Annotated in this window: 16 protein-coding genes, 1 tRNA gene and 4 pseudogenes; 1 reads left to right on the forward strand and 20 read right to left on the reverse strand. The window is 61.3% G+C overall.

Annotation, left to right across the window (positions count from 1 at the left end):
* Positions 1-113: 113 nt before the first annotated feature.
* The 18 genes and pseudogenes from NKI41_RS28315 to fdnG all read right to left on the reverse strand — a co-directional run bounded on the left by NKI41_RS28315 (position 114) and on the right by fdnG (position 18,978).
* A pseudogene (locus NKI41_RS28315) lies at positions 114-962 on the reverse strand (aspartate/glutamate racemase family protein).
* 29 nt (positions 963-991) lie between these two features.
* Positions 992-2,224, reverse strand: a complete 1,233-nt coding sequence (locus NKI41_RS28320) for a MalY/PatB family protein (RefSeq protein WP_352686032.1) — start codon at positions 2,222-2,224, stop codon at positions 992-994.
* A gap of 61 nt (positions 2,225-2,285) precedes the next feature.
* A complete protein-coding gene (locus NKI41_RS28325; protein ID WP_502901250.1) occupies positions 2,286-3,014 on the reverse strand; it encodes an amino acid ABC transporter ATP-binding protein in 729 nt (242 codons plus the stop codon).
* Positions 3,015-3,077: 63 nt separating this feature from the next.
* Complete coding sequence (locus NKI41_RS28330; protein ID WP_502901251.1) at positions 3,078-4,202, reverse strand: amino acid ABC transporter permease; 1,125 nt, start codon at positions 4,200-4,202, stop codon at positions 3,078-3,080.
* 18 nt (positions 4,203-4,220) lie between these two features.
* Complete coding sequence (locus NKI41_RS28335) at positions 4,221-5,408, reverse strand: amino acid ABC transporter permease (RefSeq protein WP_352686035.1); 1,188 nt, start codon at positions 5,406-5,408, stop codon at positions 4,221-4,223.
* Positions 5,409-5,478: 70 nt separating this feature from the next.
* Positions 5,479-6,492, reverse strand: coding sequence for an amino acid ABC transporter substrate-binding protein (locus tag NKI41_RS28340; RefSeq protein WP_352686036.1), 1,014 nt, complete (start codon positions 6,490-6,492; stop codon positions 5,479-5,481).
* 196 nt (positions 6,493-6,688) lie between these two features.
* Positions 6,689-7,651, reverse strand: a complete 963-nt coding sequence (locus tag NKI41_RS28345) for a LysR family transcriptional regulator (RefSeq protein WP_352686037.1) — start codon at positions 7,649-7,651, stop codon at positions 6,689-6,691.
* A gap of 222 nt (positions 7,652-7,873) precedes the next feature.
* A complete protein-coding gene (locus NKI41_RS28350; RefSeq protein ID WP_352686038.1) occupies positions 7,874-8,083 on the reverse strand; it encodes an NADPH-dependent FMN reductase family protein in 210 nt (69 codons plus the stop codon).
* A gap of 41 nt (positions 8,084-8,124) precedes the next feature.
* Positions 8,125-8,349 (reverse strand): annotated as a pseudogene (locus NKI41_RS28355) (aldo/keto reductase); the annotation flags it as partial.
* 161 nt (positions 8,350-8,510) lie between these two features.
* Positions 8,511-8,966: a hypothetical protein gene (locus tag NKI41_RS28360; RefSeq protein WP_352686039.1), complete on the reverse strand. Its 456-nt coding sequence runs from the start codon at positions 8,964-8,966 to the stop codon at positions 8,511-8,513.
* A 15-nt stretch (positions 8,967-8,981) separates the two neighbouring features.
* A tRNA-Sec gene (locus NKI41_RS28365) sits at positions 8,982-9,077 on the reverse strand.
* Positions 9,078-9,200: 123 nt separating this feature from the next.
* Positions 9,201-11,036: pseudogene (gene selB, locus NKI41_RS28370) on the reverse strand (selenocysteine-specific translation elongation factor); the annotation flags it as partial.
* A complete protein-coding gene (locus tag NKI41_RS28375; RefSeq protein ID WP_352686041.1) occupies positions 11,033-11,818 on the reverse strand; it encodes a tetratricopeptide repeat protein in 786 nt (261 codons plus the stop codon). The gene NKI41_RS28375 and the pseudogene selB, both read right to left, overlap by 4 nt.
* Positions 11,805-13,226 carry an L-seryl-tRNA(Sec) selenium transferase gene (gene selA / locus NKI41_RS28380; protein ID WP_352686043.1) on the reverse strand — a complete coding sequence of 474 codons (1,422 nt, stop codon included), beginning with the start codon at positions 13,224-13,226 and terminating at the stop codon, positions 11,805-11,807. The genes NKI41_RS28375 and selA overlap by 14 nt, the downstream gene beginning before the upstream one ends.
* Positions 13,227-13,230: 4 nt before the next feature.
* Positions 13,231-14,151, reverse strand: coding sequence for a formate dehydrogenase accessory protein FdhE (gene fdhE, locus NKI41_RS28385; protein WP_352686045.1), 921 nt, complete (start codon positions 14,149-14,151; stop codon positions 13,231-13,233).
* Positions 14,152-14,265: 114 nt separating this feature from the next.
* Positions 14,266-14,964, reverse strand: a complete 699-nt coding sequence (locus NKI41_RS28390) for a formate dehydrogenase subunit gamma (protein ID WP_352451684.1) — start codon at positions 14,962-14,964, stop codon at positions 14,266-14,268.
* A pseudogene (gene fdxH, locus NKI41_RS28395) lies at positions 14,951-15,879 on the reverse strand (formate dehydrogenase subunit beta). The gene NKI41_RS28390 and the pseudogene fdxH overlap by 14 nt, the downstream one beginning before the upstream one ends.
* 12 nt (positions 15,880-15,891) lie before the next feature.
* Entirely contained in the window at positions 15,892-18,978 is a 3,087-nt protein-coding gene (gene fdnG, locus NKI41_RS28400; protein ID WP_352686047.1) for a formate dehydrogenase-N subunit alpha, read from the reverse strand.
* A gap of 479 nt (positions 18,979-19,457) precedes the next feature.
* On the opposite strand from fdnG, the gene selD reads away from it, so the two are divergent.
* On the forward strand, positions 19,458-20,534 hold the full coding sequence (gene selD / locus NKI41_RS28405; RefSeq protein ID WP_352686049.1) for a selenide, water dikinase SelD: 1,077 nt from the start codon (positions 19,458-19,460) through the stop codon (positions 20,532-20,534).
* Positions 20,535-20,755: 221 nt separating this feature from the next.
* Here the strand turns inward: selD and NKI41_RS28410 are convergent, their stop codons facing one another.
* Both NKI41_RS28410 and NKI41_RS28415 read right to left on the reverse strand, forming a co-directional pair.
* On the reverse strand, positions 20,756-21,460 hold the full coding sequence (locus NKI41_RS28410) for a GntR family transcriptional regulator (protein ID WP_352618571.1): 705 nt from the start codon (positions 21,458-21,460) through the stop codon (positions 20,756-20,758).
* A 102-nt stretch (positions 21,461-21,562) separates the two neighbouring features.
* Positions 21,563-22,303, reverse strand: a complete 741-nt coding sequence (locus NKI41_RS28415; RefSeq protein ID WP_352618539.1) for an aspartate/glutamate racemase family protein — start codon at positions 22,301-22,303, stop codon at positions 21,563-21,565.
* Between the last annotated feature and the right edge of the window lie 6 nt (positions 22,304-22,309).

Here is a 22,309-nt window from a genome sequence, read left to right on the forward strand (position 1 = left end):
AGATAGCTGACCTCCACCTGCCAGAACGAGGTCGTGAACTGGCCAAACAGATTAGGTTCGTTCGGTCAGCGTACCGCAAGGGAATCTCGCAGCCTGTTGTGTATCTTCGCTTTCTAAAGTTCGAGAGAGGTGCTGAAGGTCGAGAACTCTTCATCTGTGATCGGGACCGCGTGCTGCGGCTCGGGTAAGCGCCCGTCTGCACGTCGGATACGAGCTCGCGATAGGCGGCAATACGCTCGCCTTGCAGCCGCTCATATTCGGCGGCGAAATTGCGATAGGTCTTGGCGTGGCGCGGCCTGTGGCCAGCGGTGTGGCCAGGCATGTCCTCGCTGAACAAATACTGCGCGTCGGCATTTGGGCCGGCGCTCATGCCGAGCATGATCATCTGTATTCCGGGTGATCAGTTCGGCGACCGGTCGGAGACCACCTCCAGCTCGGCGCCAAAGCAGCCTATGCCTCCACCTTCGCGTATGAGCTCCGAAATTCGTTCGGAGGCACCACTTTCAGATCTCTCCAACTCGAGGACCGGGATGTCGGAGGCAAGCACGCGCCGGAAGCGACGGGAGAACCCGTAACGGCGAATGTTGTCTTCAATCAGTCGCGCGGAACGCGACAGAGTGGTCACGACACAGAAGCTGTGAGCGACAAGGCTGACGGATGAAGCGAAGCCTTGCCTATACCGATGACGGGCTTGGTAGCGATGGCGCTTGCCGCGTCGACACCCGTATCGTCTAAGCAGGCAATGATATGGGCGTCGACATTGTCCATTTCCGCCGCGACCACCTGCTTGAGCAGGCCCGGTACGGAGAGTGCACCGTCAATGGCCCTTCGATCGCTTCAGGTCCAGCCGTTGGCATGCATGCCCACTATCTCGTCCCTGGGCCTGCCACCGCCATGGCGGCTGCGACGATCCCGCTGGTCATCGAAGCAGTCGTGTTGGGATTGATGATGGCAATTCGCATTCGGGGCATCCTGGCTTGGTTCCGCTCAGTCACAAGGATGCCAGCGCGCTGGACATCCGCTCCAGCCCTCGGCGCAGCAGGGGACGCGGGCAGCCGACATTCAGGCGGATGAAACCTTCGCCGCCAGGCCCATAGACGCGGCCGTCATACAGATTGACGCCGGCCTGATCGACAAAGAACTTCTGAATTCCACCCACTCTACGATCGAGCGCGCACGCGTCCAACCACACCAGAAACGATGCGTCGGGCCGCATGGGCGTAATGCCTGGAAGGTATTCGCCGGCGAAGTCACAAACCAGATCAATGTTGCTGGCGATGTAGGGTGTGAGTTGATCGAGCCAGGGCGCGCCGGTGCTGTAGGCAACCTCCAGGGCCAGGCGGCCGAAAAAGTTTGCATTTACCATGAATGAGGCCTGCATCGCGGCAAGAAGCTGCTCGCGGCGCTTTTTGCTCGCCACCGCAATGGTTGCCGAAGGCACCCCGGCGAGGTTGAAAGTCTTCGTCGGAGCGGTGCAGATGAACGACTTCTCCGCGGCATCGTCCGAGATGGAGGAGAAGACGATGTGCGGGTGGTCCGACAACCTTATGTCGCAGTGAATGTCGTCGGATATGACCAAAATCCCATGGCGCTCACAAATGTCGTTCAGCGCTGTCAATTCTTCGAGTGTCCAGGCCATTCCGGCAGGATTGTGAGGATTGCACAGCAGGAACACCTTGGCGCCGCCGGCCGCCAGTTTCTCGAAGTCCTCCAGATCGAGCTCATACCTGTTGTTCTGCAGCCTCAGCTGGTTCGTGAGCAGAGCCCGCCCGTTTCCCTGAACCACTTCGAAATAGGGCGAGTACACGGGTGACTGAACGATGACGCCGTCACCAGGCTTCGTAAAGGTTCGCAGTATCGCAGCCACAGACGGCATGATCGCCGGCGCGGGAAGCAGGGCCTCCAGCATCGGCGACCAGTTGTGCCGGCGTGTGAACCACGATTGCACGATCTCATAGTGGCGCGGATCACGGCGTGTGTAGCCGTAAATGCCATGGTCGGCGGCCTCGCGCAGCCGCGCGATGACGGTTTCCGGAGCACGGAAATCCATATCCGCTGTCCATAGGGAGAGCAGGTCCTGGCCTTCGACCTGAGGAGAGAACTCGTCCCACTGGTTGGCCCATTTGACGGATCCGAATTGCTGGCGGTCGTGGATTTGGTCGAAATCTATTCCCACAATATTTTGTTGCCCAACCGCCGATGCGGGCGTGTCTGCACAAGCCATTTGATACTCACCTGGAAAATCTACTGCCACGGTTACGGGCCGCTTTGCGTCTGCGGCTTCCCTATTTGAGGATTTGCGCCAGAAACTGCCGCGCCCGTTCCGACCGGGAGTTGGTGAAGAACTGATGGGGCGTATTGATCTCGACGATCTCCCCGCGGTCCATGAACACCACGCGATCGGCCACCTCCCGCGCGAAGCCCATTTCATGCGTCACGCACAGCATCGTCATACCTTCACCGGCGAGCGACACCATCGTGTCGAGCACCTCCTTGACCATCTCCGGATCGAGGGCAGAGGTTGGCTCGTCGAAGAGCATGATCTTCGGGTTCATGCAGAGAGCCCGGGCAATTGCAGCACGTTGCTGCTGGCCACCCGACAGCTGACCCGGGTAGCTGTCCGCCTTTTCCGCAATTCTGACGCGCTCCAGATAATGGCGCGCCAATTCCTCAGCTGCCGTCCGCGGCATCTTCCTCACCCAAACAGGCGCAAGCGTGAAATTCTCAAGCACCGTGAGGTGGGGAAACAAATTGAAGTTCTGGAAAACCATGCCGACGTTGCTGCGAACTTCGTCGATCTTGCGCAGATCCCCGGTTACCGCTTTGCCGTCGACGATGATCTCGCCCGACTGATGCTCCTCGAGATGGTTGACGCACCGGATCATCGTCGATTTGCCCGACCCCGAGGGGCCGCAGATCACAATGCGCTGCCCCTGTGGCACCGACAGGTTGATGTTCCTGAGCGCGTGGTATGAACCGAACCATTTGTTGACGTCACGCAGTTCAATGGCCATCGCCTTGTAGAAGGGCTGTCCCTTCGTCGATGCGTACATTGCTGGTGGCATCATCGTCGCTTCCTAAGATTTATGGCCGCGCGCCAACTGGCGCTCCATCGCTTGCGAGTAACGGGACATGCCGAAGCAAAATCCCCAGTAGACCAGTCCCGCAAAGAGGTAGCCGGTTGAGGAGATCGTCGGGCCTGCCCAGTTCGGATCGACGCGCGCCGTTTCGACGGCCCTCAGGAAATCCGCTATGCCGACTATCGCGACCAGCGTCGTGTCTTTGAACAGGCCGATGAAGGTCGAGACGATGCTCGGAATAACGATCGTCAACGCCTGGGGAAGCACGATCAAGCGCATCACGTTGAAGTAGCTGATCCCGAGCGCGTTCGCTGCTTCGTATTGGCCTTTCGGGATCGCCTGAAGGCCGGCCCTCACAACCTCGGCCATATAGGCGGACGAGAACAGCGCTATCGCCATGAGCGGGCGCAGGAGACGATCAGGCGTCAGATAGTCCGGGACGAAGAGCGGCATCATGAAGTTCGCCATGAACAGCACCGTGATAAACGGCACCCCCCGGACGACTTCGATGAATGTGACGCAGACCGCCTTGACGAAAGGGAGTTCGGACCTGCGTCCAAGCGCCAGGATAACCCCGATCGGAAGCGAGAAGACGATGCCCACAATCGACATCAGCAGCGTGATCAGCAGACCGCCCCAGAGCGTCGTATCGATGACAGACAAATGGAGCCAGGCGACCCCGCGCACGAGAACGAATGCGGCAACGGGGTAGACAAGGAAGAATAGCAACGCCGCCACTTTGCGCCGCGGAGCCTTTGTCCACAGGAGCCATACGATGAGGATGGCGCCGATAGCCTGTGCGAGATCAACGCGCCACCGCTCGGAAGCCGGGTACGCGCCGTATCGCAGGTAGTCGAACTTCTCGGCAATGAAAGGCCAGCAGGCTCCTTGGCTGTTCGTGCGGCAAGCCTCGCGACCGCCGCTCCAGACCGCGTCGAAGATCGCAAAGCTCAGAAAGTGACGCAGCAGCCACACGGCGAAGAGGAGAAAGCATATTGTCAGCGCGCCTGAAGACGGCGTCGAAAACAGATTCTTTTTCATCCAGGTCACTGGACCCGGCCAAACGTCAGCGGGGGGCGCCATCGCTGGTATGAGCGCGCTGCTGACAACTGGCGAATGCATGGACTGATCGCTCATGCGTCACCTCTCGACGATCGCAAAATGTCGGTTACACGCGTTCATGGCCAACGACGTGGCAAGGGAGATAACGAGATAGACGGACAAGGTGATCGCCATGACCTGGACGGCGGCGCCGGTCTGGTTGAGTACCGTCCCGGCAAAGATCTGAACGAGGTCGGGATAGCCGATGAACACCGCAAGCGACGAGTTCTTGATTAGATTGAGATACTGGCTTGTCAAAGGCGGGATGATAATACGCAGCGCCTGCGGAACAACGACAAGGCGAAGCGTCTTGCCCGGCGCCAGCCCCAGCGCATACGCAGCCTCGCTCTGGCCCTTTGGCACTGCCTGGATTCCACTCCGGACGATCTCGGCGATGTAGGATCCGGTGTAGACCGACAGACCGATCAGGAGAGCGGCAAGCTCTGGATAGAGTTGATGTCCGCCTTGAAAGTTGAAACCCCGCAGCTGCGGCGCGACAAACGAGACCGGCTCGCCAGCCGCCAGGAACACGATCAGCGGAAATCCTATCAAGGTCGCCAGGCTGACCAAAAATACCGGCAGCTGCTTGCCAGTTCGTTTCTGGACACTCTTGGCGCGGAACCAGAATGCAATGCAGCAGAAAACGGCCGCTACCAATGCCAGGCCCACAAGCCCCGCCCTCGGATGCCACTGGATCTCCGGAATGATGAGGCCGCGATTGTTGAGGTAGATGCCGCCGGGGATGGCGATGGACGCCTTCGGGGAAGGCAACGGCTTGAGGACGGCGTTGTACCAGAACAGCAGCTGCAGCAATAACGGGACATTGCGCACAAGCTCGACATAGGCGGTCGCCACCTTCGAAACGATCCAGTTCGGCGAGAGGCGGGCAACGCCGATGACGAAGCCAAGCAAGGTGGCCAGCAAGATTGCGAGGAAGCTGACGTAGAGGGTATTGACCACTCCCACCCAGAACGCCTGACCGTAGGTGGATAGTGCATCGTACCGTATCAGGGTTTGATTGATGTCGAAGCCGGCAGCCTCACCCCAAAAATCGAATGAGAGCGGAATCCCCCGGACCCGCATATTCGATGCGGTCTGCATGCCGATGCCCAGGGCCAAAGCCAACAGGCAACCTGCGAGCAAGAGCTGGTAGAAAACGCCGCGCACTTTCGTATCGTGCAGCGATAGGCTCCTGCGCGAGGGCGCTGGAAGCGACAAATCGGACATGGCGTGTTCCTAGCGGGATCTGTGCAAGGCGCTGGCGGTAACGCGCCAGCGCCTTGCAACCATGCTTTGCCTAGCGAATCGGCGGAGCGTACTGAACGCCGCCTTTGTTCCAGAGCGCATTCATGCCGCGCTCCATTTTCAGTGGGGAGTCCGTGCCGACATTCCGATCAAACACTTCGCCGTAGTTACCGACCTGTTTGATCACCTCGACCGGCCAGTCGTCGCCGAGCCCGATGTCCTTGCCGATGCTGCCTTCCACGCCAAGCAGACGGCGGATGCTGGGATTGTCCGACGACTTCATCGCATCAACGTTTTTGGAGGTGACCCCGTATTCTTCGGAGGCCACCATGACGTAAAGCGTCCACTTCGCTACATTGAACCACTGGTCGTCTCCCTGCCGCACTGCCGGGCCAAGCGGCTCCTTGGAGATCAGTTCGGGAAGAACGATGCTGTCGTCCGGCTTGGCCATGCGAAGCCGCGATGCGTTCAAGGTAGAGGTGTCCGCCGACAGGACGTCGCAACGCCCCTCCTCGTAAGCCTTCACGACAGCTTCCTCGTCGGCGAAACCAACCGTGGTGTACTTGATCGACTGCGAGCGAAAATAGTCGGCAAGGTTCAACTCGGTCGTGGTGCCTTGGGTGACGCAAATCGATGCGCCCTCGAGCCCCTTGGCTGATGTGATGTTGTCCGCCTTGCGCACCATAAATCCCTGACCGTCATAGAAGTACGTCCCCGCAAAAAGTATGCCGAGAGACGTATCGCGCGACGATGTCCATGTTGCGTTGTGTGCAAGAATGTCGATCTCCCCCGACTGCAAGGCGGTGAAGCGATCTTTTGGCGTCAATGGGATGAACTTAACCTTTTGCGCATCCCCGAGCACGGCAGCGGCCACGGCGCGACAATAGTCGACCACAAATCCTGTCCATTTGCCTTCGCTATCGGGAAGGCTGAAGCCAGCCGTGGCCGAATTTGTGCCACACGTCAGCACTCCATTCTTTTTGACATTGTCGGGCGTTGCGGACCACGCCGAGGAGGCAGTGCACGCGATAGCGAGGGCAAGAAAGCCCTTGAACATCGATCTCATTTCGGTATTCCCCTGTTTTTGTTGAAGGGAATGTGGCCTCAAGTATGACTATTCGTCAAATTGACTGTTCTCATTGCGAAAATGAGCGTCATTCATAATTGAGGAGGCGCTCGCTCTCGGGTGAAAGGGAGCTTGAGTGCTGATCGGGCTAGTTTGCTTGGGGCGGGCTAATCGAATGAGCGACGGCGCGCGCGACCTATGGTGCAGCCAACCCCGGTGCTCCGACGGTTGACCCTTGGTCTCTCTCGATCCGCGACTCGTTGTAGATGCTCATGATTATTTCCCGGAGCCATTTGGTACCCGGGTCATTCGCCATCTGGCGGTGAACAATGAGCCAGGCATTCACATTCGATATGGCAAGGGGCGGCGGGACCAACGTCACCTCACTCCTCTCGTCCAGAATTTGCAGGATGGCATCGCCGCAATGGGTAATCAATTCAGTGCCGCGAAGCGCCCAGGGCAGCACCAGATAATTCGAGATGGTCGCAACGACATTGCGCCGGAGACCATGCTGCTTGAGGGCGGCATCCGCGAGGCCTTCTGCCAGACCATCTGCGGAAATCTGCAGGTGAGAACTGGCCAAATATGTTTCCAGTGTCATTGCGTTCCTGGCGATCTTGCTTCCACTCCACACCGCGCAAAACAATTGATCCTGGCCAAGCTCCACCTTCAAGAGACCTGGGTCGTCGCGTATTGCCGCTCCCGTCAGTGCACAGTCGACTTGTCTCAAATAGACCGATGAACCGATTTCGGGTCCGTTTGCGGGAATGACGTTCAGCGTCGCGCCAGGCGCTTGCCTCGAAAATTCCCGTATGAGCCCTGGGATGAATATCATGGCGTGATAGTCAGTGAGTCCCACGCGAAAGTTGCGTCGCGTCGTTGCTGGATTGAAGATCTGATGCCGGTCGATCGACGCGCGGATCGTAGCCAGCGCAGCAGAAATATCTGACAGCAACTCCACTGCCCGAGGGGTTGGCCGCATCTCGCCCCCGTCTCTCGTGAACAATTCGTCCTGCAATAAATACCGAAGTTTTGATAGGGAATGACTTACAGCTGATTGTGTTCTTCCCAATTCGGCAGCTGCGCGCGTTACGCTCCTTTCACGCATCATCACGTCGAACACTCTCAGCAAATTGAGATCGATATCATCGAAACTCATGAGACCTCCCCCGTTTTCGTCATGCCTCGCCTGCATGCTAACATCGCTTCCAACGCGCGAACGATGCCATGGCGAACAAATGCGACCCTTCGACCTGCGGGGTCAACGTTCCCTATTGGGAAATCAATACGTTACTGGAGGGTTCGCCAACCCATTTCCTTCGCATTCTCTCGTATGGTCTGGCGAACCTAAGGACCAGGGACGTCTACGACTCGCTGCCCCTTAGGCTGAGGCCAGACTGACCTGTTGGCGCTTCGGCTGCCGTGCCGAAACCAGGGTGGCGAACTGGTCCACCGCCTGCCCGGCCCGTGCTAGAACCTGCGGGTCCGTGAGCTTCCCGTCGGAAAAGTCGCTGTCATTGCCATAGACGGCGCTTGGCACCGTCAGTGCCAAGTAAAAGCCGAACAGGGGGCGAAGCTGATGCTCGATCACCAGAGCGTGGCATTGACCGCCGCCTGTTGCGCCGATCAGGGGCGCCGCAGGCTGTTCTCGACCGTCTGGATCACCCATTTGCGCGAATGGCCGCCGAGATTAGGCCCCTTGTCGTGCGAGTTGACGAACTTGGTCGCCACGACCCAATGATCGCGCGTCGCCTTGATGCAGCGACCGACGACTTCCTCGGACTTGCCGTTGTGGTAGACTTCGGCGGTGTCAATGAAGTTGATGCCTTGCTCGCGCGCCTTGTCGATGATGCGATATGGCTCCTATGTCATGGGAGTGAACGGCTTCCGGCGTCCGCCCCCAAAAAGCAGCTGCTTGCGGCGGTGACCGAGGCGCCGGTTACCGCATCGTGTCGTCGGTAATAAAGCGACGTTGCGCTCTCTGCTTTCACATCCGGGTATGCCGAAAAGTCCGTCGGTCAAAAGTCGACCAGCGGCGTGTCCACGATCTGGTGCTCGAATAGCAACCAGAACGACGATCCCCGGGATTCGGAGTACCAATGCTCAAAAATCGCAAGGGCCTCGCCGATATTGGTGGCGGGTTCGTGCTCGGGCAGCTTCGCAGCCTGGAACAACGCAAGCGCGACGGGGCCAAAATGCGTGATCGCTTCCGTGCGCGCCTCGCTGTCCGCATTCCAGCCGAGTCGCAAGCGCAGGACGGCCAAAGCGCTGGCCACGGCGATCTCCTCACTTTCGGCTGAGGCCACGGCGTCCGAGATCGCCTGCATGAGGTTGAGCCGCCTGAAGGCGAAAGCGCGCTCCTGTTCCAGAACCGCGATCTGATTGGCCGCTTGTCGCCTGAAGCTTGCCTCGGTTGTCCTGGCGGTCTCAGCCGTCGTCTTCAGGTCATTGAGAAAGGAAGCCGTCGGGTTCATCTTGGCTCACTAGGATGGCGGAAGAGAGTGGGAGTCGAACCCACCAGAGACCGACTCGCGGCCCCTCCCGGATTTGAAGTCCGGACGCCCCACCGGGGACGATGCTCCTCCAGAAATTTGCGCCATCGGCGGCTCACCCTCGCCTGTCAGGCGGAACAGGTCCAGCCTGCGCCTGTTCAGACGGCGCAAGTCTCCCCGCCGCAGCGTCACGCCGTGCCGATCGAGAAATTCGAGGATATGGATGGCGACCTTGCGTCCGCTGCCCACGCGATCGCGAAATTGAGCAGCGGTGAACTCGCCTGTGGGCATCGACGCAGCGAGGTCGCGCGCGATCTCGACGATCTGCGCCAACGCCTGGCGCTGGAAGAAGTGATCATGAGCGACCTCGTGGACCTTCCCCATGCGGCCGGCAAGCTTCAGAAGCCGCCGGATTTCCGTCTCCGGCGCGGCCAGCACCTCGGCAATGTCCCACACTCTCGGCGGATGGAATCGTTCGGGTCCGCCGATGAGAGGCTGGATCTGCAGCCAGAGAGTTTCATCCTTTGCCGTCAGGTGCGCCTCATGACCGGGCAGCCGCACCCAGGCGCCGTCCAAGGCAACTTCTCCAGCGTGCGAAAGGCTCCGCAGAACTGCTATGAAAGAGGGGGCCGGCAGACGTGGATCAAGCCCAATACGCAGTCTCTCCACTCCTACGCCCGGCAAATCCGGATTGTCGGCATGGAAGGTCTCCAGGGTCGCGGCCAAGTCGCGCTTGAATCGCAACCAGCGCTCTGGCGACAGCACGAGAAGCATTTCTCCGACGGCAAAACGGACAAGCCCGAGTTGATCGATCAGGCCTCCCGTCTCGCAGTCACTGAGCGCCCTGTCGCGCGCGAAAGCCTTCAGGTCGAAATAGTGGGGCGGCGCATCAAGGAGTGCGGCGGCGGCCAGTTCGGGCGCCAAAAGCGCATGGGCATCGAGTTGGACCAGCCGTTCCTGCGCGCGGCGTTTGCGGCTGGGCGCCCGCAGATCGAGAAAATGTCCGCCGCCGATGGTTCGCTGCGCGGAGGTGTCGCGCACCACGTAAACGTCGCCGGCAGCGGCCGCGATCGGACTGTCCAGCACCAATTGAACATTGGCCGTGCCGCCAGGCCCGATCGGTTCGTCTCCGAGGAGTACAATGCGTGCCCCCACCTCCGTCGCGGCATGGTGGAGCCGCACCGGAAACCATTGGCCGATCGGCTTGCGTTCACCCGGCAGAACGCGAAGGCTTGCATCGATCCGGTCCGACGGCGCGTGAAGCTTCGGATCGACAATTACGTCGCCGCGCCGGATCGCCTCCTTGAAAACCCTTTCGCCGGTCAGATTGAGCGCGCAGCGGTCTCCCGCCCGACCACGTTCAGCCGGCCGGTTCTGGGCGTGGATCGATCGGACCCGCGCAAGCAATCCCGACGGGCTTACGACCACGTTGTCCCCAGTACCGAGAGAACCCGAAAGCACGGTGCCCGTCACGACGGTGCCCACGCCGCGCAGCGTGAACGAGCGGTCCACCGCTAGTCGAAAACGGCCCGAAACTGCACGCCGGACAAGATGAGACGCCTCCTCGAACAAGAGATACCTGAGTTCATCGATACCTTCGCCTGTAACGACCGAGACGGGAATCAGGCGGGCCTCGGCAAGCATCGTCCCGGAAAGCACCGAGCGGATATCGTTCGCCACCGCAGTGCGGCGCTCTGGATCGGCCAGGTCGCATTTCGTGAGCAGGACGGCGCCGCGCTTGACGCCGAGCAGATCGACGATGGCGAGATGCTCCCGGGTTTGCGGCATGACGCCGTCGTCGGCGGCCACCACGAGCAACACGAAGTCGATGCCGCTGGCGCCGGCGAGCATCGTGTGTACGAAACGCTCGTGCCCGGGAACATCGACGAAACCGATGCTATCGCCACCCGGCACCGGCAAATAGGCGAAGCCGAGATCGATCGTCATGCCGCGTGACTTTTCCTCCTGCAAACGATCGGTGTCTATACCGGTCAGCGCATGCACCAGCGCAGTTTTGCCATGGTCGACATGTCCCGCCGTGCCTACGATCATGATGATGCGGCCTCCGGCCACGGCGCGGCGGCGCGACGCTCGGCCTCGGCCGCATCGCCCGCGCTCAATTCGGCGCGCACCGCAGCCAGATAGCGGCTGGCGAGGGCGCTGCCGCCTGCCTGGGCACGCAGGAGCCAAACGAGCGCCTCGACCGCGTCAGCCGGCACGCCCGTGCCAAGATGGCAGGCGGCACCGAGCATTGCCTGCCCTTCGGCGTCTCCACGCATGGCAGCACGGCGCCACCAGCGGACAGCCTCGTCCGGATCGCGCGGCACGCCGAGCGCATTGTGATAAAGCATGCCGATCCGGGTCATCGCGGATGCGATGCCTTGATCGGCCGCGGCAAGCGCCCAACGTCGCGCCTCGCCGACATCGGGAGCCATCACTTCGCCCTCCAGCAGCATCCAGCTCAGCATATCCTGCGCCGGTCCGTCGCCGGTTTCCGCTGCGGCCCGATAGAGCTCGGCCGCCCGGCGAAAGTCCTGCTCAACTCCTTCGCCGCGGAAATAGAGCGACGCCAAGTTCCTTTGTCCGACAGGATCCCCTGCCCCGGCGGCGAGCGCCAGCCAGCGAAAGGCCATTTCCGCATCACGCTCGACGCCGAGCCCTGCGGCGAAGCAGGCACCGATATTGTTCTGGGCGCGGGCAACGCCCCGGTGAGCCAGCGGCTCCCATATGGAGAGAGCCACGGCATGATCGCCTCGCCGCGCGGCTTCGAGGGCCTCGGTCATGCGTGCGGCCACAGGCGTCTCGGCTGGGCGGCGCCGGTCAAGCCAGCGCATCGGTTCCTCCCGGATTTAAGCCGGCTAGATTGGCGACGAAGTTCGCCTCGTCTTCCAGGCAGCGGAAATCGAGCACGAGCGCCTGGTTTTCGATGCGCCCGATCACGGGGACGTCCAGCCCACGCAGCGCAGCCGCAAGCGCTACGAGCGACCGGCCGCTCCCTGAGCGCGGCTTGAGTGCAAGCCCGGCGCTTGGCATAGTTTCGAGCGGCAGCGCGCCGGATCCGACTTGGCTCCGGCACTCCACCGTGTCGACCGCAAAGGCTTCGCCCACGGCGTCAGCAACCAGGGGAGCAAGGCGCTTTGCCTGCGCTGCAATCTCCCTCACCGAGCGCGAGAGCAGCCTTAGCGTCGGCAGGCGCTCGGCCAGGCGGTCGGGGTCGCGGTAGAGCTTCAACGTCGCCTCGAGCGCTGCCAAACGAAGCTTGTCGACCCTGAGCGCCCGCTTCATCGGGTTGCGGCGGATCGCTGCGAGCAGGTCCCTGCGACCGACGATGAACCCCGCCTGCGGACCGCCAAGCAGCTTGTCGCCGGAGAATGTGACGAGATCGGCGCCGTCGGCCACCGCCTCGCGCACGGTCGGCTCGCGCCCAAGACCGTAGCGGGCTAGATCGACCAGCGTGCCCGAACCGAGATCATGGACCAGCGGTATCCCATGCGCCTTGGCGATTGAAGCGAGCTCGGGTGCCCTGATCTCGGCCGTGAATCCTTCGACCCGGTAGTTCGATGTGTGCACCTTGAGGATGAGCCCGGTCTCCGGGCCGATCGCCGCGACATAGTCTTTGCGATGCGTGCGGTTGGTGGTGCCGACCTCGACAAGCCTGGCGCCGGCGCGCGTCATGATCTCGGGCATCCGGAAAGAGCCGCCGATCTCGATCAACTCGCCTCGCGAAACGATCGCTTCGCGACCGAGCGCCAGCGTGTTGAGGACGAGAAGGACGGCAGCCGCGTTGTTGTTGACGACGGTTGCATCCTCGGCTCCGGTCAGCTCGCAAACGAGCGATCGAAGATGATCGTCCCGTTCGCCGCGCTCGCCTTTCTCGACATCGAATTCGAGAGCCACCGCTTCGCGCATCGCCAGCCGAACAGCCTCGACCGCCTCTTTCGCGAGGAGGGCTCGTCCGAGATTGGTATGCAGCACCGTTCCGGTCAGGTTGAAAACGGGGCGCAGGGAAGAGCGTTCGCCGTCCTTGAGCTGCACGAGCGCGTCGCCGGCAAGATCGTTTGCCTCCGGCAAGATGGCTCCGGCATTGCGGGAGGCCACTCGTGCATCGGCGACGGCTCGGCGAATGGCCTCCGTCGCGGCCTGCCGTCCGAAGCGCTCGATTGCGGCCGCCGCCAGCGGGGTCCTCAGCACTTGGTCGACCGACGGAAGATTGCGCAAAGGGTTTGCGGATGAAGGGGTCATCGTATCAATAGCCAACAAGGAACGGATTGAACGATCCGCGGCGATGGCCACCCTGGCGGACGAGCAGGTCGAGGCCGAGCGTCGCCACGTCGTCGGCGACCGGATCGAGAGCCGGATCCTTGTGCTGGTACAGGATCTTTACATAGCAGCCGCATGCATCGCAGATCTCGGCTTTGACCGTGCCAGGGCCTCCCTCGATTTCCTGATAGCCTATTCCCTTGGTCGAGCCGCACAGCGTACATTTGATACGGACGTGGTTCCACAATGTTCCACACAGCGCGCAGACGCAGAACCGCGCCCCGTGTGCGCCGTGCCAACCGACGACGATCGAGGATACGGGCGGCCCACCGCAGGCCGGACAGGCGCCATCGGCAACCGGAACCAGCTTCGAGCTGTCGAGACATGCCGCGAGGCGGGCGAAGTGAACCTGCAGCGCGGCCGCGACATAGACATGCTCGGCAAGCGCGTTCATTGGAATCGCATCGGTGAGCACATTGCGCGCCATGGAGTCGACCCCGGACGCATCGATATTCGCCAGCCTGTCCAAGGCGGCTGCGGCTGCCTCGGGCTTTTCGATCGTGGCTGCCACTTCGAACAGGCGGCCGAGCGTCATTCCAAGGGCAGCTTCCGAAGTGAATTGGTTGCGATCGAGCGGCGGCATACCGAAGGTTCGTGCGCGCTCGCGCGCCTCCGCGGTCGGCAATTTGACATCCGGCAAGCCGTCCTGGATGCGGTGCTGCGCATCCGTCAGTGCAGCGAGGAAGCGGAGATAGGGGCCGAGCTGGTGGTCATCCGCCAACACATTCAATCGCTCGGAGCGGCGAATGAACAAGGTCCGCGGATCAGGCAGGCGCGCAAAGGGTGGGGCCGAGACCTCGCCGATTACAGTCGGGTCAGGGCGTGACGGATCTTGTTGCCTTGGCATTTCAACCTCACGAACCTCACGGGCCACGTGGTCGGCTTGATACTGCTCCAGAGCAATTCCACGAAACGTGTATAGCGGTTTTCCGTCCGGAATTGCGTAAAAACAAATACTCGCTCATTCGGCAGGATTCGATCCCGAACGTCCGTCCGGTTTGCCTGCGATCAGTTCACGCAGCCATTTGCGATGATGCCGCCAAGCCCAGCCGCCGGTCACCCGTCCGCGCGTCATGGCGGGAATGGTGCCGCGTACCCAGATGGCCGAGTAGAAATGGATAATCCAGACGCCGATGATCGCCACGGCAGCGATCGAATGAACAAGCAGCGCCACCCGCTGCTGGCCGATCGTGGTGTAAGCGGCGAAATATTGTTGCCAGATGACGATGCCGCTCGAAATCAGGATGATGATTAGGATCGACATTGACCAGAAGACGAGCTTCTGGCCGGCATTGTACTTGCCGACGTCGGGGACGTTGTCCTCGTGATTGGACAATACGTCACGGAAACGGGCGAGCCATGTTCCGTCCTCGGGCCTCCACAAATTGGCCTTCCAGAACCGAAGGAAAAGCCCAAGGAAGCTGAAGAAGAGCAAGACGCCGATCCATGGGTGAATGAAGCGCGTGAACTGGCCGCCGCCAAACAGCCCCGAGAGGAAGAACAGGCTCGGGTGAAACATGGCAAGGCCGGACAAGGCGAGCAGGATCAGGCTGGCCGCCGTGATCCAATGGTTGATCCGCGCGCTCACCGTGTAGCGGTCCACGATGACTGGCTTGCCGGGATGTACCTGCTCGTTCGGCTTCACGTCATATGCGGCCATCGTTGTCGCCTTCCGTCAGCTCTTCGGCATGCTCCTCATCCGCCTCGGACACCCTGTTCGGTCCCATCACCAGATGGTGAAGCAGGCCGACGCCGGCCGCCACGCCGAGAATGGTGAGGCCGGCATATTTGGTCACGCCCTTCCACGCCTCCACGAGCGGACTGATCTTCGGCTCCTTCGGCAGACCAGAATAGAGTTCCGGCTGGTCGGCATGGTGCAGCACATACATCACATGCGTCCCTCCGACGCCGGGCGGATCGTAGAGGCCGGCATTCGAATAGCCGCGCGATTTCAGGTCCTTGATGCGGCCGTCGGCGTGCTGTTTCATCTCGTCTTTTGTACCGAACACGATCGCCTGGGTCGGGCAGGCCTTGGCGCAGGCTGGTCCCTGGCCGACAGCCACGCGGTCGGAACAGAGCGTGCATTGGAGATGCGCGGAATGTTGAACGGGCAACCCTTGATGCAATAGCCGCAGCCAATGCAGTTCTCATGGACGAAATCGACGATGCCGTTCGAATACTGCACTATGGCGCCTGGTGCCGGACAAGCCTTGAGGCAGCCCGGGTCAGCGCAGTGCATACACCCATCCTTGCGGATCAGCCATTCGAGTTCGTTCGTCTCGGGATTGTCCCATTCGCTGTAGCGCATCAGCGTGAACATATCCGGCGTCAGATCGGCAGGATTCTCATAGACGCCGGTATTGAAGCCGATCTCCGGATGCGTGTCGTTCCACTCGATGCAGGCCGTCTGGCACGCCTTGCAGCCGATGCATTTCGAAACATCGATGAGCTTGGCGACTTCCGTCAATTGCTGCTCGGGCGCGGGAACCGTCGAGGCAGAGCGGCGGATGAGGTCCTTGTCGGAAAATCGCGGTGCGGTATCCGTCGTCGAAGGATTTGGAAGTGGAGGAAACATCGCTTACTCCTCCTACGCTACCGGCCCGGCGATGGGCTCGATATTGACAAGGAACGCCTTGTATTCCGGCGTCTCGATGTTGGCGTCACCGACAAAGGGGGTGAGCATGTTCGGGCCAAAGCCTTTCTTCGCCGCTCCCGTGAAGCCCCAGTGCAATGGTATTCCGACGATGTGGACGGTCTTGCCATCGCAGGTGAGCGGCCTGATCCGCTTGGTCACCATGGCCTTCGCCACAACTGAACCGCGCTTCGACCAGACGCGCACCCAGCCGCCTTTGGTGATGCCCTTCTCGGCCGCAAGCTGTTCCGAAATTTCCACGAAAAACTCCGGCTGCATCGCCGCATTGGTGATGACGTGCTTGGTCCAGAAGTGGAAATGCTCGGTCAGCCGGTAGGAGGTCGCCGCGTAGGGGAACTCCTGCGAAGCCGATTCGGCGAACTGGGCCATATCGCCTTCGAACACCCGCGCTGCGGGGTTGCCGCGAACTTTGGGAGCTATCGGGTTCGCGATGGGCGACTCGAATGGCTCGTAATGCGCAGGGAATGGTCCGTCGCGCATCATGCCCCGGGTGAAGAGGCGCGAGACGCCTTCCGGATTCATGATGAACGGGCCTACTTGATCGGGCTTTGCCGTTGGCAAGATGTCGGGGACATCGTAGCCCGACCATTTCGTGCCGTCCCATTCAATCACCTTGCGGCTTGGATCCCAAGGCTTTCCGGTGAGGTCAGCCGACGCCCTGTTGTAGAGAATGCGGCGGTTGGCGGGCCATGAGAACGCCCATTTGGAATAGGCGCCGGTTTCGTCAGGATCGGTGGTGTCCCGCCTGGCCATGTTGTTGCCGTTTTCGTTGAAGCAGCCGGAATAGATCCAGCAGCCGCAGGAGGTGGAGCCGTCGTCGCGCAGCGCGGCGAAGCCCGGCAAGAGCTTTCCGGCCTCGGCCAGCACCTTTGTCGGGTCGGCCGTGTCGGTTACCCTGGCGAGCGCCCTACCATTGATCTCCTGGGCAAGCTCCTCGGCCTTCGGATCGCCGGGATCGGCATAAGGCCAGTTGAGCTTGACGATCGGATCCGCGAAGGCGCCACCTTCCTTGCTGTGGAGCTCTTTCAGGCGCAGATAGAGCTGCGCCATGATCCAGGTATCGCGTTTGGCCTCACCGGGGGGCGTGCCGCCGGCCCAATGCCACTGCAGCCAGCGCCCCGAATTGACCAGCGAGCCGTCGTCCTCGGCGAAGCAGGTGGAGGGAAGCTGGTAGACTTCCGTCTGAATCTGCGACGGATCGACATCGTTATACGGCCCGTGGTTCTCCCAGAACCGGCCCGTCTCCGTGTCCAACGGATCCATGATGACGAGGTATTTGAGCTTCGAGAGGGACTCGATCACCTTCTTCTTGTTCGGAGCTGCCTGTAGCGGGTTGAAGCCCTGGCAGAAATAGCCGTTCATCTTGCCCTGGTGCATCAGCTCGAAAGCCCGCAGCAGATCGTAGCCCGGCAGGTCGAGCTTCGGCAGGTAGTCATAGGCGAAGCCGTTCTCCGGCGTTGCCGCGTTGCCCCACATTGACTTCTGGAAGCTTACGAAGAACTTCCTGTAGTTCTGCCAGTAGCTCATCTGGTTCGGCCGGAGCGGCTTGAAGCCTCGGGTCGACATGTAGGCTGCCAGATCGACCTCCTTCTCAGTCGGCAGCGTCAGATAACCAGGCAGCAGGTTCGACATCAGCCCGAGGTCGGTCAGCCCCTGGATGTTGGAGTGACCGCGAAGCGCGTTCATGCCGCCGCCGCGTATGCCGATATTGCCGAGAACAAGCTGCAGCATCGCCATGGCGCGGATGTTCTGCGAGCCCTTCGAGTGCTGGGTCCAGCCGAGCGCGTACATCGAGGTCATCGCCTTGGTCGGAGACGATGTCTCGGCGACCATCGCGGCCACCTTCAGGAACCGGTCCTTCGGTGTGCCGCAGATGCGCTCGACCATCTCCGGCGTGTAGACCGCGACATGCTTCTTGAGCAGATTCCAGACGCAGCGCGGATTGGCCAATGTCGCGTCGACAACGGCAAAGCCGTCCGTGCCTATGTCATAGTCCCAACTGGACTTGTCATAGTCTCGCTTCGCCTCGTTATAGCCGGAGAAGAGGCCGTCCTGATAGGTGAAGCCCTCCTTGACGTCATACGTCGCGTTGGTGAAGGCCTTCAGATAGTCCCATTGCACCTTATCGTTCTGGATGCAGTAGTTGATCAGCCCGAGCAGGAAGGCGATGTCCGTTCCCTGGCGGATCGGCGCGTAAAGATCCGACACCGAAGCCGAGCGCGTAAAGCGCGGGTCGATGACGATGAGCTTGGCGCCGCGGTTGGCCTTCGCCTCTGTGACCCATTTGAAGCCGCAAGGATGCGCTTCCGCGGCATTGCCGCCCATGATGACGACGAGATCCGTGTTCTTGATGTCGGTCCAGGAATTGGTCATTGCACCGCGGCCGAATGTTGGGGCGAGACTCGCCACCGTCGGGCCGTGTCAGACACGTGCCTGGTTGTCGAACACCAGCATGCCCGCGCTGCGGACCACCTTGTAGGTCGCGAACGCGGTTTCATTGGTCGAAGCCGAGGCGGCGAGGAAGCCGGTGGTGATCCACCGGTTGACCGTCACGCCGTCATTGTTCGTCGCGACGAAGTTCTTGTCGCGATCGTCCTTCATCAGGCGGGCGATGCGGCCGAGCGCGTCTTCCCAGCTTATCGGCTCGAACTTGTCCGAGCCCGGTTTGCGGATCATCGGATGTTGCAGACGGGTCGGCGACTTGACAAATCCGAGCAGGGCCGACCCTTTGGGGCACAAGGTGCCGCGATTGGTCGGATGATCAGTGTCACCCTCGATATGGGTTATCTCGGCCGGCTCGCCCTTTCTGAGATCGCCCTTCGAATACAAGATTATGCCGCAAGCCACCGAGCAGTATGGACAGGTGTTGCGTGTTTCGGTGGTGTTCGCGAGCTTGAAGGGCCGTATAGCCGCCGCGTGTGCGGCCTCGCTATCGCCGAAGCCGAGGGCTCCAAGCGTAGTACCGGCGAGACCCGCGCCTGCTGTTTGCAGGAACGCGCGTCGAGAAAGTTCGATGTTCATGGGTTCCTCCCGAAGCCGGTGCCCCACAAGGCAACTCGAACCAACGGTTTAATCCGGGTAACTAGTCTCGGACCAAATAAAATCAATGCCAAAGAACGAGGTGCGTACGGTGCAGCAAAAGTGCCCCTCCGAACCGCCTTCCTGCAACAGGTTTGTGCCCGCAAATCGGCATTGTGTATTATTGTTGAATATTCTTGTCATCTTTTCGTGACCGCGACTGCGATTGACGAAAACGAACGCATTACCATACAGTAAAGCGTGGTGATGAAACAGCTCCCGCGGGTCGGGGCGCCTTTCGATCGATACCCAATGACGGCGATGCCTCGCACGCCGGATACGGTGCTTGCCTTTCCCAACTTAACGAAATCCGCTGAGAGCAAGCGTGCTCCAAACGCGCCGTGCGTTGGCGCGATCGTATTTTCCATTCCGGTTGACCTTGATCCCTACTAAAGGGTGCCAGCAGAGGAGGCTCGACGACCATGGCAATCGCCCTCTCGCCCGAAATAACCGATGCGCCCGTTGTGCGCCTGACCAGCCTCGCCCATGGCGGCGGTTGCGGCTGTAAGCTGGCACCGTCAGTGCTGCAGCAGCTTCTCGCTGATCCGGCGGCTGCCAGTCCCTATCATCAGCTTCTCGTCGGCACGGAGACCGGCGACGATGCGGCAGTCTGGCAACTCGACGGCGCGACTTGCGTCATCGCGACCACCGACTTCTTCATGCCTATGGTAGATGACCCCTACGATTTCGGCCGGATTGCCGCAACCAACGCCCTGTCCGATATCTATGCGATGGGTGGCCGGCCGATCATGGCGCTGGCGATCCTCGGGATGCCTCTCGACAAGATCCCGACGCTCATGGTCCGCGAAATCCTGAAAGGTGGCGAAGCTGTCTGCGCCGACGCCGGAATCCCGGTTGCAGGTGGCCACTCGATCGACTCGCCGGAGCCGATTTATGGCCTCGCAGTCATCGGCACATGCCGACCCGGAGATATCCGACGCAATTCTGACGCCAAGCCGGGTGACGCCTTGATCCTGACGAAAGGGCTCGGCGTCGGCATCTATTCCGCCGCCATCAAGAAGCAGGCGCTTTCCGAGAGCGGCTATCGCGAAATGATCGCCTCCACCACCCTTCTCAACCGGATCGGATCGGAGCTGGCGCAGGACGCGAGCGTCCACGCCGTCACCGACGTGACCGGATTTGGCTTGCTCGGACATGCCCTCGAGATGGCACGCGGTTCCGGGTGCGCGCTGATAATTTGCAGCCACGACGTGCCGCTGTTTTCCGAAGCTGCCTCGCTCGCAGTCGACGGCCACGTTACCGGCGCATCGCGGCGCAACTGGGCGAGCTATGGCGACGCGGTAAGCTTACCTCCCGGCATGCCCGAGTGGCGACGCCATCTTCTCACGGATCCACAGACTTCGGGCGGGTTGCTGGTTGCTTGCGAAACCGACCGCGCAGCGGCGCTCGTCCAGAGGATCGTCGCGGACGGCTATCCTTTGGCTCGCATCATCGGCCATGCCAGACCCGGCGCGCCGACAATAGTAGTAGAGGCCTGAACGGCCGCTCCGCTTCCCCGCCAGATGACGGCGCGCGCCCTCCAGTCCTCGGCACTCCACCTCCTGCCACCACTGGATCGGGAGGCCAAGACGCCGCCTAGCTTTGAGAGCCACTTACGCGCGAGCTTCGTGGCCGGTGTCGGTTGCGGGTGATCCGATATTCGTCCAGCTCGCGACGACATCTGCAATGCGAAGCTTGGCGAAGAGTTTGACAGCGCAGATCAGCGCAAGATGTCCGACAGGCTCTCGGGCTTCTTCTCGCCAAGCGACAGATCAAGGCCCGACAGAAGTTCGACGAGGTGGCTTTGCATCAGGTCGGACGCGTTTTGTGCGTCGTGCTTTTCGATGGCGTCGACGAGGGCGTGATGGGCGTGGCTTTCGCAGGTGGTGTCGCGGCGGCGCCAGTAGAGCGCGATGATCAGCGACGACCGCGACAGCAGGTCTTTGACGAAACCGGTCAGGATAGAATGGCCGGCGATTTCGGCGATGCCGACATGGAATTTTGCCGACAGCATGATGGCGTCGCTGTCGCGGCCGGCATGCAGGGCCTCGTGCTCTTTTTCGAGATGAAGCCGCAGTTGCGCGATCTCGGCCGGCTTTGCCACTTCGGCGGCAAGCGCGGCGACCTTGGGCTCGATCAGCGCCCGCGCTTCGAACACCTCGCGCGCTTCCTGCTTGGTCGGCTGGGCGACGAACGCGCCGCGGTTCGGCTCGAGCCGAGCCAAGCGGTCATGCGACAGCGCCTGCAGCGCCGCGCGTATCACCGCGCGGCTCACCGAATAAATCGAGGCGAGTTCGTCCTCGGGTAGTTTTGTGCCCGGTGCGAGGCGGTGGCTGACGATGGCGTCGCGCAGGCCGGCATAGACCGGAAACCAGCGCATCGTCGGCTTGTCGCCATCCCGTGGCTTTGGCCCAAGCAGGTCCATCGTCTCATTGTCCCGGCGGCCGGATCGCTTAGCGGCGCGAACACCGCGTTTCCGGCCGGACATCGAACATCCTGTGTGGGAATGTCAACAATTTTGCACGCATCAGGATACACGGCCGGAGGGCGAAAAGGACGCAAAGATTCCGGCGAAGGATTTTTCGAGTGGAACCTGGTAGCCGCCGCGCTTTGAGGTCGACAGGCCAAGGCCGACGAGGCTCTCACAGAGTTTTACTGCGCAGGCGACGCCGTCGAGCACGGGAAGCCTATGTTCGCGGCTGAGCGCGGCGGCGAGGTCGGCCATGCCGGCGCATCCCAGCACAATCGCTTCGGCCCGGTCGTCGCGGATGGCGCGCTCGATCTCCTCCGAAATTCGATGGCGGGCGTTGGAGCCAGGCACTTCGAGCTCCAGAACGGGAACGTCGCTGGCCCGCACCCTGGCGCAGCGGCTGGCGAGGCCGTACCGCACCAGATTGTGCTCGATCGCCGGCACCGAACGCGACAGTGTCGTCACCACGCTGAACTTGCCGGCAATCAAGCTCGCCATGTGAAACGCCGCTTCGCCGATACCGACCACCGGCATCTCGCCGACGCAGCGTACTGCGTCGAGGCCGGTGTCGTCGAAGCAGGCGATGACGCAGGCGCTCGCCGCCGGATGTTTTTGGATCTCGCCGATCATTCCCGGGATGGCGAAGACCTCGTCGAAATAGCCTTCGACGCTCGGCGGCCCGTCCTTCGGATTGACGGCGATGATCCTGGTGCCGGCCGAAGCCGCGCGGCGCGCCGCCTCGCCGATCTTTTCGGTCATGGACGCGGTGGTGTTGGGATTGACGACGAGTACGTCCATTTGCGC

The sequence above is a fragment of the Mesorhizobium sp. M0601 genome (assembly GCF_040320845.1).
In the GTDB taxonomy this organism is placed as follows: domain Bacteria; phylum Pseudomonadota; class Alphaproteobacteria; order Rhizobiales; family Rhizobiaceae; genus Mesorhizobium.